Source organism: Zoogloea sp. LCSB751, from assembly GCF_002028455.1.
GTDB lineage: Bacteria > Pseudomonadota > Gammaproteobacteria > Burkholderiales > Rhodocyclaceae > Zoogloea.
Map to the genome: position 1 here is coordinate 234868 of NZ_MWUM01000004.1, position 13040 is coordinate 247907.

At 68.1% G+C, this 13040-nt stretch carries 15 protein-coding genes; 1 reads left to right on the forward strand and 14 read right to left on the reverse strand.

The features are described 5' to 3' along the window. The first annotated feature begins 124 nt into the window (after nt 1-124). Nucleotides 125-508 carry a YchJ family protein gene (locus tag B4920_RS06870; protein ID WP_079433873.1) on the forward strand — a complete coding sequence of 128 codons (384 nt, stop codon included), beginning with the start codon at nt 125-127 and terminating at the stop codon, nt 506-508. A gap of 184 nt (nt 509-692) precedes the next feature. Here B4920_RS06870 and B4920_RS06875 read toward each other — a convergent pair whose 3' ends face one another. The 14 genes from B4920_RS06875 to atzF all read right to left on the reverse strand — a co-directional run bounded on the left by B4920_RS06875 (nt 693) and on the right by atzF (nt 12948). Beyond that, nucleotides 693-926 carry an RNA-binding S4 domain-containing protein gene (locus tag B4920_RS06875; protein WP_079433874.1) on the reverse strand — a complete coding sequence of 78 codons (234 nt, stop codon included), beginning with the start codon at nt 924-926 and terminating at the stop codon, nt 693-695. A gap of 96 nt (nt 927-1022) precedes the next feature. Further along, nucleotides 1023-1355 (reverse strand): YkgJ family cysteine cluster protein, encoded by a 333-nt coding sequence (locus B4920_RS06880; protein ID WP_079433875.1) that lies wholly within the window; start codon nt 1353-1355, stop codon nt 1023-1025. Nucleotides 1356-1358: 3 nt separating this feature from the next. Beyond that, nucleotides 1359-2072, reverse strand: coding sequence for a UPF0149 family protein (locus tag B4920_RS06885; RefSeq protein WP_079433876.1), 714 nt, complete (start codon nt 2070-2072; stop codon nt 1359-1361). Then, complete coding sequence (locus tag B4920_RS06890; protein ID WP_079433877.1) at nt 2069-2764, reverse strand: tRNA (guanosine(46)-N(7))-methyltransferase TrmB; 696 nt, start codon at nt 2762-2764, stop codon at nt 2069-2071. Before B4920_RS06890 ends, B4920_RS06885 begins: the two co-directional genes overlap by 4 nt. 9 nt (nt 2765-2773) lie before the next feature. Next, nucleotides 2774-3748 carry a tRNA-dihydrouridine synthase gene (locus B4920_RS06895; RefSeq protein ID WP_079433878.1) on the reverse strand — a complete coding sequence of 325 codons (975 nt, stop codon included), beginning with the start codon at nt 3746-3748 and terminating at the stop codon, nt 2774-2776. 110 nt (nt 3749-3858) lie between these two features. After that, nucleotides 3859-4599 (reverse strand): GntR family transcriptional regulator, encoded by a 741-nt coding sequence (locus B4920_RS06900; protein ID WP_079433879.1) that lies wholly within the window; start codon nt 4597-4599, stop codon nt 3859-3861. 4 nt (nt 4600-4603) lie between these two features. Next, a complete protein-coding gene (gene hpxZ / locus B4920_RS06905; protein ID WP_079433880.1) occupies nt 4604-4987 on the reverse strand; it encodes an oxalurate catabolism protein HpxZ in 384 nt (127 codons plus the stop codon). After that, nucleotides 4984-5694, reverse strand: a complete 711-nt coding sequence (locus tag B4920_RS06910; RefSeq protein WP_216819776.1) for a cysteine hydrolase family protein — start codon at nt 5692-5694, stop codon at nt 4984-4986. Before B4920_RS06910 ends, hpxZ begins: the two co-directional genes overlap by 4 nt. Then, nucleotides 5678-7273, reverse strand: coding sequence for an ABC transporter ATP-binding protein (locus tag B4920_RS06915; RefSeq protein ID WP_079433881.1), 1596 nt, complete (start codon nt 7271-7273; stop codon nt 5678-5680). The genes B4920_RS06910 and B4920_RS06915 overlap by 17 nt, the downstream gene beginning before the upstream one ends. 4 nt (nt 7274-7277) lie before the next feature. Continuing rightward, nucleotides 7278-7961 carry a cysteine hydrolase family protein gene (locus tag B4920_RS06920; protein ID WP_079433882.1) on the reverse strand — a complete coding sequence of 228 codons (684 nt, stop codon included), beginning with the start codon at nt 7959-7961 and terminating at the stop codon, nt 7278-7280. 31 nt (nt 7962-7992) lie between these two features. Next, entirely contained in the window at nt 7993-8928 is a 936-nt protein-coding gene (locus B4920_RS06925; RefSeq protein ID WP_079433883.1) for an ABC transporter permease, read from the reverse strand. Beyond that, nucleotides 8921-9955, reverse strand: a complete 1035-nt coding sequence (locus B4920_RS06930; protein ID WP_216819777.1) for an ABC transporter permease — start codon at nt 9953-9955, stop codon at nt 8921-8923. Before B4920_RS06930 ends, B4920_RS06925 begins: the two co-directional genes overlap by 8 nt. A 15-nt stretch (nt 9956-9970) precedes the next feature. Then, nucleotides 9971-11095, reverse strand: coding sequence for a BMP family ABC transporter substrate-binding protein (locus B4920_RS06935; RefSeq protein WP_079433885.1), 1125 nt, complete (start codon nt 11093-11095; stop codon nt 9971-9973). Between the two features lie 26 nt (nt 11096-11121). Continuing rightward, entirely contained in the window at nt 11122-12948 is a 1827-nt protein-coding gene (gene atzF, locus B4920_RS06940) for an allophanate hydrolase (RefSeq protein WP_254050857.1), read from the reverse strand. Nucleotides 12949-13040: the final 92 nt, after the last annotated feature.

Sequence of the window (13040 nt, forward strand, 5' to 3'; positions counted from 1 at the left end):
ACTCCGGGCTTATCGGCCCGTACCCGGAAATCTCAAGCGCGAAGACCTCGGGCCGGCCATCTTGCCGCAGAGACGGAATCCCGCCGAGAATATCCGGCCCCGTTCATGAACTTTTCCCCCGCTCATGCCTTCCTGCCCTTGCGGCTCTCCGGCCGACCATGCCGCATGCTGCGGCCCCTACATCGCGGGCCGCTCTGCCGCTCCCACCGCCGAAGCGCTGATGCGTTCCCGCTACACCGCCTTCACGCTCGGCGACGAGGCCTACCTGCGCGCCACCTGGCATCCGGATTTCCTGCCCCCCGACCTGCATCTGGCCGACGACCCTCCCACCAAATGGCTGGGGCTGGAGGTGAAGCGTCACGAACAACAGGATGCGGAGCACGCCATCGTCGAATTCGTGGCGCGTTACAAGATCGGCGGACGGGCCCACCGCCTGCATGAGACCAGCCGCTTCGTGCGCATCGACGGACGCTGGCTGTATACGGACGGCGACATCCATCCACGCTGAAATCGGCACTGAGAATGAAAAACGCCCCTGCGCGCCGGGGCCCTGGATTCATATCGCGCCGAGGTCCGCAACACTGACGGAATAAGACCATCGTCAGTCCAAAACGACCATCCCTCCATTCCGCGGGCACAAACAACAAAGGGGCGATACGCTCGCCCCTTTGCCAGACCGGAAATCCCGGTTTTTACACGGCTGCTACGACATCCGCGGCAATCAGCTCGATGGTTTCGCCGGCAAAATCCACACGCTGGCCTGGTCGTAGCTTGGCCCGCTTGCGGTTCTCGATATCCCCGTCAACGAACACGTCGCCGTCCGCCACGCGCTGCTTGGCCTCGCCACCGGAACCGCACAGGCCCACGGCCTTCAGGAGCTGGTCGAGCTGGATGAATTCGCCTTCGACGGAGAAACGAATGGTCATGGTGACACCCCTTGCGTGTGTTAAGGAAATGTTGCTGTCGACAAGGATTGTGTCAGAGCCCGATCGCGCCGCCAAGCGGCTTGAGCAAGCCCGGGCTCACTCGCCGAGCGGCGCCATTCCATGCCGCCGGCGGGCCCGCGCACAGCCTTCCTCTCCGATGTTCAGCGCCGCGTAGGGCGAGAAATCCCGGCACGGGCCGGGGCGCTTTTCGTAGATCGTGCACTTCACCTCGCGCCCCACCTCGCCAGCCAACGCGATGCAGCGCGGCTCCGCTTCATCGGTGCCGCGCATGCGCACCAGCGTCGCGGTGAGCGGCACCGTCAGCGCCACCGGCACGCAGCCGCCGGGCGTGGTTTCCAGATCGGCGATATGGAAATCCACCCGGAAGCTGGCGCAGCAGGCGCCGCAGCTCAGGCAGGGATCAGCCACGGCTCAGTTCGCTCCGCAGCACTTCTTGTATTTCTTGCCGCTGCCGCAGGGACAGGGTTCGTTGCGGCCCGGACCGCTCTTCGCAGCGCCCATCGCTGCACTCACAGCCACAGGCTGCGGCGCCGGCAGGCCGAGCGCACGCCAGTTCTGGTAAAGATGCTGGACCGCAAAGCCCTTCTCTTCCAGTTCGGCCAGTTGTGTCTCCACATCGGCCGGCACAGCCACCTCTTCCTCGTCCCCAAGAATAGTCTCCAGCAGCGCCTCGGCGATGGACGTATCGCCCACCTTGTCCGGCCACTCGGACGGCCACATTTCGAAGCCCTGCTCGAAGCCGTTGCTCCATTCCTCGCCGATGGCGGGGTCGTCGTCGCCCCCCTGGGCGTAGCAGAACGGCTGCCAGCCTTCGGCCTCGCCGTCCTCGTCACCCTCTTCATCGCCGATCATCTCGATCAGGTCGTTGTAGTAGCGCAGCACCAGCTCGATGGCCTTCTGCAAGGATGCGCCGGAGCCGAAGCCCACCTCACCCTCATCAGCGGTCCACACCGCCGGCAGCCAGTCCTCCACGGGGATGGGCAGCGGCGAGGCGACGATGGCGGCCAGGTAGCCGTCGAGCATCTCCATGTTCATGCAGTCGGCCGGCACTTCGTCCGACACCAGCAGTTCTTCAAGCTGCTCGAGTTCTTCTTCGGTCAGCGGGATGGATTGAGCGGTGGTCATTGCGGGGTTTCCTCCACGGTCGGTTGGCGATCGAGCTCCACCACACACCGGTAAAGGGTCTGGCCGGAATCCCGGTACTTGCGTTCGAATGGGGTCAGCGGCGACGGCGCCTCGAAGGACTCCCATGGCAGCTGGCGGCCGATCAGCAGCCCCAGCGCAATGGCGAATTCTTCCACATAAATGTTCCAGTTACTGCGGCACTCCAGCCGGCCGCCGAGGCGCGGCACGAAGGGAAAAACCGGGTGCGCATGCCAGCGCCGCGCCAGGTGGCCGATCTTCGGCCACGGGTTCGGATAAAGGATGTAATGGCGCGCCAGGCGGATGCCGGCATCCGCCATCAGGCGCCAGTAGTCCACCAGGTCGGCGCGCACGAAGATCATGTTCTTCGGCAGCAGCGCGTCCGGGTAGGGCTTCTTGCGGCTCAGGCGGTCTTCCGACTGGTCCACGCCGATCACCCAGTGATCGGGAAAGGCCCGCGCCAGCTGGATGGTGCTGTGGCCCACGCCGCAGCCGGAATCGAGGATCAGCGGCGCCTTGCCGTCCCAACCGGCCAGGCTGGCCTCGAAGGCCGCCTTGTTGTGGTCGAGGACGGGTTTGCGGAACTCGCAGCTGGCGTGCTTGGCCACCCGCTCGACGAGATGTTCATGGACGCCCTGCTGGGCGCTCTCGGGAATCTTTGAATTAGCGTACATCGGTTTGGGTCAGGCGGCGGCCTGCAGCAGCGGCACGCCATGGCGGCGCAGGACGTGGTCGACGGCCCGGCACTCGGGCTGGGCGCGCAGGTCCTGATAAAGAAGTTCGGCGGCGGGGAAATTGCGCCGCAGCATGTTGATCCATTGTTTCAGGCGGCCCGGCGCGTGGCGCGCCTCGACCTTCAGCTGCACACGCTCCCAAAAGTCGCCGATGAGGTGCAGCAGCTCGCTCCACTCCGCATCCCGGTCGGCCGGCACTTCGGCACCGGCGGCAATGCGTCGGGCCAGGAAGGGATCGGACACCGCGCCGCGGCCGAGCATCACGTCGTCCGCGCCGCTCACCGAACGGCAGCGTCGCCAGTCGTCCTCGCTCCACACCTCGCCGTTGGCCACCACCGGCAGCTTGACCACGTCGCGGATGCGGGCGATCCATTCCCAGTGGGCCGGCGGACGGTAGCCGTCGCGCTTGGTGCGGGCATGCACCACCAGGCCTTCGGCACCGCCGGCTTCCAGCGCCCGGGCGCAATCCAGCGCGAGGGAGGTGTCCTCCACGCCGAGGCGCATCTTGGCGGTGAAGGGAATGTGCCGTGGCACCGCCCGGCGCACCGCGCCGGCGATACGGTACAGGCATTCCGGATCGGCCAGCAGCATGGCACCGCCGCCGTGGGAATTGACGGTCTTGGCCGGGCAACCGAAGTTGAGATCGACGCCCGGCGGCGACAGCTCGCACAGACGGGCGGCGTTCTCGGCCAGCGCGGCCGGATCGCTGCCGAGCAGCTGGACCACCACCGGCGTGCCGCCGGAGGTGCGCCCGCCGTTATCGATCTCGGGGCTGATGCGGCGATAGGTGCGATGGGGCAGCAGGCTGCCGGAGGCCCGGACGAACTCCGTCACCGCGCCGTCGTAGCCGCCCACCTGGGTCAGCACGTCGCGCAGCAGGTAATCGGCCAGCCCCTCCATGGGCGCAAGCAACAGTCTTCCCATCTAATCCACACACACCGCTCACGGTCGAAGGGCGCGATTCTACGGCGAATCGGCAAGCAGATCCGAGGTTTTTCAAGCCCTTGCTGCGGAATAGGCGGCCCCCGTCGCAGTCAGTCTGCGGCGCCCTGCCCCACCGTTGTGGAACCGAGCCCCTGCGCCAGGTTGTGCTGCCGCGCCGCGTGCAGGTTGTGCAGCGTGATCTTGCGCACCTCGGCCTTGCTGGCCTCGATGTGGGAGCGCAGCAGGATGCTCGCCTGCGCCGCCTTGCGCTGAATCAGCAGGCGCAGCAACTGCGCGTGCTCGTCGTAGGTGGCCTGGATGCGCGCCGGGTTGGTGAAGTCCAGACGACGCACGATGCGGATCTTCTCGGTAACGTCCTGATGCACGGCGGCCATTTCCCGGTTGCCGGTGGCCAGCACCAGGCCCTGGTGGAAGGCTTCGTCCAGCGCGGCGACGCGGTTGCCGTCGGTGAGGCGCTCCGCCGGGTCCACCAGCCACACCTCGGTCAACGCCGCCAGGTCCACGCTCTGCGGCGCCTCGCAGATGCGGCTCACCGCCGCTTCTTCAAGGACGACGCGCAGGTCGTAGAGCTGGTCCAGGCGCTCGAAGTCGATGCTGCGCACGGACCAGCCGCTGCGGAAATACACCTGCAGGAAGCCCTCCCGCTCCAGGCGGTACAGCGCGCCGCGCACCGGCGTGCGCGACACCCCGTAGCGCTCGGCCACCTGGGTCTCGGTGAAGCGGTCCCCCGGCAGCAGGTGGAAGGAAAAGATCTCGTCCTTCAGCTGCTGGTAGATCCGGTTGGCGAGGGCGTTTTCCTTGGGTCGGCTGGTATTGCTGGAGTTGCCCATGGGCTCAGGTCAGCATGCTCACGTGGGCCGAGACGACCCGCCAGCCTTCCGGGAAGCGCACCCAGGTCTGGCTCTGGCGGCCGACCGGATCGCCGTCGCGCAGGAATTCCACGTCGGCGGTGGCGAAGTTCTCGTCGAAGGTGGTGATCACCAGGTTGCGCAGTTGTCGCGGCATGTTGGCGGGGGAAACGAAGTGCTCCCGGTACTTGCGGATGGCGTCGGCGCCGTAGTGGATCTCGGCGATGCCGAAGCGCACCGTGAGCGGATTGTCCCAGAAAAGGGCGTTGAGCACTGCCACGTCGTTGGCGATCAGCGCGGCTTCGTAACGCTCGAAGACAGCGCCCAGTTCGGCGAGCACATGGGGAAGATTGATGGCGGGCGCGCTCATGGATTCGCTTTCGAGGGTTCGAGGGCGGCCGTCAGCGCGGCCAGCGGGGCGCTCCAGCCGACGATGCCGCCCTGGGCGACGATCATGTCGATGGCGGCGGCCTTGAAGGCTGGAAAGTAGCTCGCGGTGGCGTCCTCGACCAGCAGGCAGTCGTAGCCCCGGTCGTTGGCCTCGCGCATCGTCGTCTGCACGCAGACCTCGGTGGTCACGCCGGCGAACAGCAAGTGGGTGATCCCTTTAAGTCGCAGGATCTCGCCCAGCGCGGTCGCGTAGAAGGCGCCCTTCCCTGGCTTGTCGATGACGATCTCGCCGGGCAGCGGTGCAACGGCCGGAAGGATGTCGTTGCCCGGCTCGCCGGCCACCAGGATGCGCCCCATGGGCCCCGTGTCGCCGATGCGCAGCGCTGCGTCGCCCCGCCCCCGCTTGGCCGGCGGACAGTCGGAAAGGTCGGGCCGGTGCGCTTCGCGGGTATGGATCACGGCGATGCCGTGGCGGCGGCAGGTATCGAGCAACGCGGCCACCGTCGGAACGATCGCGGCCAGCCGCGACACGTCGTTGCCCAGGCTTTCGCCGAAGCCGCCCGGCTCGATGAAGTCGCGCTGCATGTCGATGACGATCAGCGCCGTGCTGGCCGGCAGGAAGGTGAAACCGTAAGGCTGTGCGTCGATATGGATCATGGCGCTCATCTCCTCAATGGCCCGTTCCATGCCCGGCGCCGCCCGCCATGTGGCGGCCGATCTCCGCCACATCCACGTAACCGGCCAGCACCTGGTGGGCGATGCGCCCTTCCGACATCACCAGGATGCGGTCGGACAGTTCCAGCAGCTCGTCCAGATCTTCGCTGACCAGCAGGATCGCCGCGCCGTCGTTGCGGGCCTGATCGAGCCGGCGGTGGATCGCCTCGGTGGCGGCGAAGTCCAGCCCGAACACCGGGTTGGCGACGATCAGCAGGCGCACCGCGCCGGACAGCTCGCGGGCCAGCACGGCCCGCTGGACGTTGCCGCCGGACAGGTTCTCGATGGCCGCCGACGGGTCCGGTGGACGCACGCCGAAGGCCTCGATCCATTCCTTCGCCCGGCGCGTCAGCGCGCCGCGGCGCAGGAAGCGCAGGCTGAGCCAGCCGCCGGAGAACGGCGCGATGTCGAAATCCCGCAACCCCATGTTCTCCGCCACGCTCATGGTGGGAACGCAGGCATTGCGCAGGGGCTCCTCGGGCAGGCTGAAGACACCGTGGCGGCGCAGCTCGGCCCGCGTCGCGCCGTAGGTTTCGCCATCCACCCGCAGCGCCCCGCCGCGCGCGCTGCGCTGGCCGAGCAGCACCTCGATCAGCTCCTTCTGCCCGTTGCCGGCCACCCCGGCGATGCCGACGATCTCGCCGGCGCGCACCACCAGGTCCAGTTCGCGCACCGCCGGCATGCCTCGATCGTTGTCGGCGCACAGGCGGTCCACCGCCAGGCGGATTTCTCCCGTCTTGCGCTCCGGATCGGCGGCCCGCCGCCGCGGCGCAGTGGCAACGAAAACCGCGCTGCCGACCATCATCTCGGCCATGTCCTGGGTCGTCAGCTCCCCGACCTTGCCGCTCCCCGCCAGCTTGCCGCGCCGCAGCACCGTGACGCTGTCGCCGTAGGCGCTCACCTCGCGGAACTTGTGGGTGATCATCATCACCGTCAGGCGGCCGTCCCGCGTCATGCCGTGCAGCAGACCGAGCACCTCGTCGGCCTCGGCTGGGGTCAACACCGAGGTCGGCTCGTCGAGGATCAGCAGGCGCTGGCCCAGGTAGAGCTGCTTGAGGATCTCCAGCTTCTGCTTCTCGCCGGCGGCCAGGTCGGCCACCCGCGCGTTAAGGTCGAGGCGGAACGGCGTGCTGGCCAGAAAGGCCGCCAGCGCTGCCTTCTCCCGCCGCCAGTCGATACGCAATGGCAGATCGCCGCGGGCCAGCAGCAGGTTCTCGGCCACCGTCATGCCCGGCGCCAGCGTGAAGTGCTGGTAGACCATGCCGATGCGCAGGCGCTGGGCGTCCCGCGGGCTGCGGATGGCCTGCTCACGGCCATCCACCAGGAAACTGCCCTCCTCCGGCGGGTGGTAGCCGACCAGGCATTTCACCAGCGTGCTCTTGCCGGCGCCGTTCTCGCCGAGCAAGCAGTGGAAGCTGCCGGCCTCCACCTTGAGGGACACCTCGTCGAGGGCCGTCAGCGCGCCGAAGCGCTTGGTGACCCGGTAGGCCTCGACGGCCGCACCGCGGTCCTGCACATCGGCTGCCAGCAGCGTATGGGTGAGCGCGTCCATGGCCCTACTCCAGCGCCGCCAGCAAGGTGCTGGAATCGGCCACCGCGCCGAACACTCCGCCCTGCATCTTGATCATCTTGAGCGCCGCCAGGTGGTTGCCATGGTCGGTGGCGCCGCAGCAGTCCTCCAGCAGCAGGCACTCGAAGCCCATGTCGTTGGCGTCGCGCATGGTGGTGTGCACGCACACGTCGGTGGTGATGCCGGTCAGGATGATGTTGCGGATACCCCGCGTGCGCAGGATCAGCTCCAGGTCGGTGGCGTAGAACGAGCCCTTGCCCGGTTTGTCGATGACCACCTCGCCGGGCAGCGGCGCCAGCTCGGGAATGATCTCCCAGCCCGGCTCGCCGCGTACCAGGATGCGCCCGCAGGGCCCGGCGTCGCCGATGCCGGCGCCGATGCGCCGGGAGCGCCAGCGCTTGTTGGGCGGCAGGTCGGCCAGATCCGGACGGTGCCCCTCGCGGGTATGGATGATGAAGAAGCCCAGGCTGCGCAGACGCGCCAGCACCGCCTTGATCGGCTCGATCGGCGCGCGGGTCAGGGACAGGTCGTAACCCATCTTGTCCACGTAGCCGCCGACGCCGCAGAAGTCGGTCTGCATGTCGATGATGATCAGCGCGGTGTTGGCCGGCGTCAGGTCGCCGTTCCAGGGCCAAGGATAGGGATCGGCTTCGAGGTGGAAAGCGGTCATGCTTGAAGCTCCTGCCAGGGTTGTCATGGATTCAGCGCTGGGTGAAGGACAGCTCGCCGGGCGCGCCGGCCAGGGTCTGCCCCGGCGTCCAGCTGGCCGCCATCAGGGCCAGGGTCAGCACATAGGGCGCCGCGTTGAAGAGGTAGTAGCCGGCCGTGATGCCCTGCGACTGCAAGGCGGGGCCGAGGGCACCGGCAGCGCCGAACAGCAGTGCCGCCAGCGCACAGCGCAGCGGATTCCAGCGGGCGAAGATAACCAGCGCCACCGCCATCAGCCCCTGCCCGCTGGACAGGCCTTCGTTCCAGCTGCCCGGGTAATAGAGGGACAGAAAGGCACCGCCGACGCCGGCCAGGAAACCGCCGGCCGCCGTCGCCCCGATACGGATCGGCACCACCGGGTAGCCCAGCGCCCGCGCCGCCGCCGCGTTGTCACCGACCAGGCGTAGCGCCAGCCCCCAGCGGCTCGCCCGGAAGGCCCAGTGCAGCAGGCCCGCCAGCGCCAGCCCGACGGGCAGCAGCACGTTGATGCGCAGTGCCGAGCGGATCTGTTCATCGTCGCTCCACGCCCCCAGTTCCACGGACGGCAGCATCGGCGCCTGGGGCTGGATCAGCGGCTTGCCGAGGAAGAAGGCCAGCCCAGTGCCAAACAGCATCAGCGCGATGCCGACGGCGATGTCATTCACCTTGGGCAGTGAACACAGGCCACCGTGCAACAGCCCCATCAGCACCCCGCACAGCCCGGCGGCCAGCACGCCCAGCCACGGCGAGCCGGTGAGCAGCGAAACGCCGTAGCCACCCATCGCACCCAGCACCAGCGTGCCCTCCAGGCCCAGGTTGATGCGCCCGGATTTCTCGGTGATGCATTCCCCGAGGCTGACGAACAGGAAGGGCGTGCTGACCCGCAGGGCGCCGCCCAGCAGGGCCAGCGCAAGACTGCCGAAGGCCAGACCGTCAGTGGTTTCAGACACGGCGGACTCCTTTCCGGTTGAGAGTTTCGAAAGCCAGCAGCGCCACGAACAGCGCGCCCTGCAACACCAGCACGGCGGCGTCGGGCAGATCCAGGCGCCGCTGCAGCAGGCTGCCGGACGCCCCGATGCCACCCACCAGGATGGCCCCGGCGACGATGCCCAGCGGGTTGTGGCGGGCGGCGAAGGACACCAGGATGCCGGCGTAGCCGTAACCCGCCAGCAGCGAGGCGTTGGCGCTGCCATGCACCGCAGCCACTTCGAGCATCCCCGCCACGCCGGCCGCGCCGCCGCCGAGGAAGCAGGCCGCGATCAGCAGCGTACCGACCGGCAGGCCGGCCATCAGCGCCACCCGCGGATTGCCGCCGACGACGCCGACCGAGAAGCCGAACACCGTACGCCGCAACAGGAACCACGCCGCCGTGCAGGCCAGCACGCCCCACACCAGGCCCCAATGCACTTCCAGGCCCGGCAGCAGACCGATCAGCACCGCCTCGGGCAGCGGCGGCGTCGAAGGCTTGTTGAGGCTGGCCGGATCGCGCAAGACGCCTTCGACCAGAAAATTGAACAACGCGATGCCGATGTAGGAGAGCAGCAGGCTGGAGATGGTCTCGTTGATGCCCCGCACGTGGCGCAGCCAGGCCGACGCTGCGATCCACGCCCCACCGGCCACGAAGCCCGCCAGCGCCATCAGCAGCTGCACCGGCAGGGCCGGCCAGCCGGCGGTCAGGGACGGCACCATCGCCGCGGCAAGCGCGCCCAGCGCCAACGCCCCTTCCCCGCCGATGATCACCAGCCCGGCGCGGGCCGGCAGGGCCACACAGAGCGCGGTTAGCATCAGCGGCGCGGCGCGCGCCAGGGTGTTCTGCCACGCGAAGGCCGAACCGAAGGCGCCCTCCACCACCAGCCCCAGCGCCTCCGGCGCCTCGAAGCCCTGGGCCGCCAGGAAGGCCGCGAACAGCAGTGCGGCTGCCAACGCCGCGGCAGTAAAGGGCGCCAGCGGCGCAACGGCGTGCATGACCCGGTTCATGGCGGCCTCCATGGCTCAGACCTGCCCTATCACGCCGTCGACCAGGTAGTTCATGCTCTCCAGCAAAGGGTCCTGCTGGCCGAGCACCTTGCCGGCGGCAATCACTGTCTTGCCGGTGTTATCCACCAGCGGCCCCTTGAAGATCGGGAAATCACCCTTCAGCATCGCCGCCTTGACCGCCTCGGACTTCTTCTTCGCTTCGGCCGACACCGCCGGCCCGAAGGGCGATGGCTTGACGAAGCCGTCCTTCAGCCCGCCGCGCAGGAAATTGACCATCGGCTTGCCGTCGAGGGTCGCCTTGACGATCTGCGTATACGGTGTCTGCCAGTCCCACTCGGCGCCGGTCAGGTAGCCCTTGGGTGCCAGGCGGGCCTGGCTGGCGTGGTAGCCACAGCTGTACACGCCGCGGCGCTCGGCGGTCTCGACGATGACCTTGGGGCTATCCACGTGACAGGTCAGCACATCCACGCCCTGGTCGATGAGGCTGTTGGCGGCCTCGGCCTCCTTGACCGGCAGCGACCAGTCGCCAGTGAAGATCACTTTCACCGTCGCCTTCGGGTCCACCGAACGCGCACCGAGCAGGAAGGCGTTGATGTTGCGCAACACCTGCGGAATCGGCTTGGCGGCGATGAAACCGAGTTTCTTGCTCTTGCTCGCCGAGGCCGCGGCGATGCCGTCGAGGTACTGGCACTCGTCGATGTAACCGAAGAAGCTGCCGACGTTCTTCGGGTGCTTGCCCGCGGTCCACAGCCCGCCGCAGTGGGCGAAGCGCACGTTCGGGTATTTCTCGGCCATCTTCAGCACATGGGGATCGAAGTAACCGAAGGAGGTGGCGAAGATCAGGGAGGCCTTGTCCTGGTTGATCATCGCCTCCATGGTCTTCTGCACGGCCACCGTCTCCGGCACCTTCTCTTCCTCCACCACCTTCACGCCGGGCATCTTCTTGAGGGCTGCGACCGCCTGGGCCTGGGCCTGGTTGTAGCCGAAGTCGTCCCGCGGGCCGACATAGATCACGCCGACCACCAGCTTGTCGGCCGCGCCGGCCAGACCGATGCCGAAGGGCAAGGCGCTGGCGGCGGCGCCGGTACCGAGAATGCGGAGGATGTCGCGGCGGCCGGCGGAGAAACGGGTTTGAGCCATGGTTGTTCTCTCTTTCGTTGGGGGGTTCAGGACAAGGTCGGGTCGGCAAGACGCGCCGCCGCGTGTAGATGCGTGCGCCAGCCACCGCTGGCGGAAATATCCTGGGCGCCGGTCAGGGCCACGCCCTCGCAGATGAAGCCCTTCACCTGCCGGCCGTCGGCGAGGATCAGCGTGCCGATGCCCAGCGGCGGCGGAATCTCGGCGACGAAGCTGCCGAACAGACGCAGCGGCATCTCCCACACCTCCACTTCGATGGCGTGCCCCGCCCCGCTCACCCGTTCGAGCCCGGGCTTGGGCGGCACGGTGCCGGGCAGCGCGTGCAGACGGTAGAGCGGCGCGGTGCGCGTCGTTTCCACCAGGCGGGCGGCCCGTTCGAGGAGCTGCCAGTTGAGCGGCAGACCGCTCAGATGAGCGCCGACCACGGCCACCTGCACGGTGGCCTCCCGCGGCGGCAGGGCCGGCAAGGGCTGTTCACGGCGCGGCGGCTCCGCGACGGTCAGGCCGAGCCGCCGATGCAGGACGCGCTCCCAGCAACGCGCAGTTTCCGCCAGCAGATGATCGGCGCCGGACGGCCCGATCAGGGTCACACCCGCCGGCAGGCCGTCGCCGCGGAACGGCCCCGGCATGGCCAGCGCCGACAGGCCGAGGAGATTGACGAAATTGGTGTAGCGCCCCAGCCAGGCATTGCGCTCGATGGGCTGCTGAGCGATCTCGCGCCGCGTGAAGTGGGTCGGTGCGGTTGGCACCAGCAGCACGTCCACCTGCTCGAAGACCCGGTGGCAGGCAGGCGCCAGCTCGTCCAGCCGATAGCGTCCGCGAAAGGCGTCGGCGGCGGACTGGGTGTCGGCGCGGCCGATGATCGAGGCCACGATCGGATCGAGGCTGGCGTGCGGCGTGTCGAGAAAGCTGCCCAGTGCGGCCCGCCGTTCTGCGATCCACGGTCCGTCGTAGAGCAGCGTCGCCACCGCATGGAAGGGCGTCAGGTCCACCTCCTTCAGACTCACGCCGGGCAGGCACTGCACCGCGCCAAGTGCAGCCTCGAAGGCCGTCCAGGCCCGTGCATCGAGTTCGCCCTGCAGCCCCACCGGCACGCCCACCACCAGACCACGGGGTTTGAGCCCGCGGGCGGGAACCGCCCCATCCGCAGTAACAGACAGCACCTGCCAGGCATCCGCAACGGTGTGGGCAAAGATCGACACGCAATCCAGGCTGCGGCAGGCCGGCACCACGCCGCCGGTGCCGACGAGGCCTGGCGTCGGCTTGAGCCCGACCAGGTTGCAGAAGCCCGCCGGCACCCGGCCCGACCCGGCCGTATCGGTGCCAAGCGCGAAAGCCACGTGCCCGAGGGCGGTCGCTGCGGCCGAACCGGAACTCGAACCACCGGAGATGTAGTCCGGGTGGAAGGGATTGCACACCGTGCCGTAGGGCGAACGGGTGCCGACCAGGCCGGTGGCAAACTGATCGAGGTTGGTCTTGCCCAGCGCAATGGCACCGGCCTCTTCGAGGCGTCGCACCGCGTCGGCGGAATACTCCGCCAGGTAGGCGAACTCGCGGCAGGCGGCGGTGGTCCTGAAGCCGGCCACGTCGATGTTGTCCTTCACCGCAAAGGGCACACCGAGCAGCGGTTGCCGGGCCAGGGCAGCGTCCGGGTCGGCCAGCAGACTGGCATCCATTGCCGCCAGCCGTTCGCGCAGGTCTCCCTGGGATGCGACGCTGATCCAGATGGCCGGATCGTCGGCGGCGGCGATCCGTGCCAGCAGCGCCCGGATCAATCCGCCGGGCAGAAAGCGACCGCTCCGGTAGCTCTCGAGCAGGTAATCGATGGTCAATACACGCGGCAGACTGGCATTCACGATAAGCACCCAAACTTGGATACAAGACAGAATCCAAGTTAGCAGCATGTATGCCAGTTAAATCGCCTTCAGCCGCCCTATAAAAATCATGG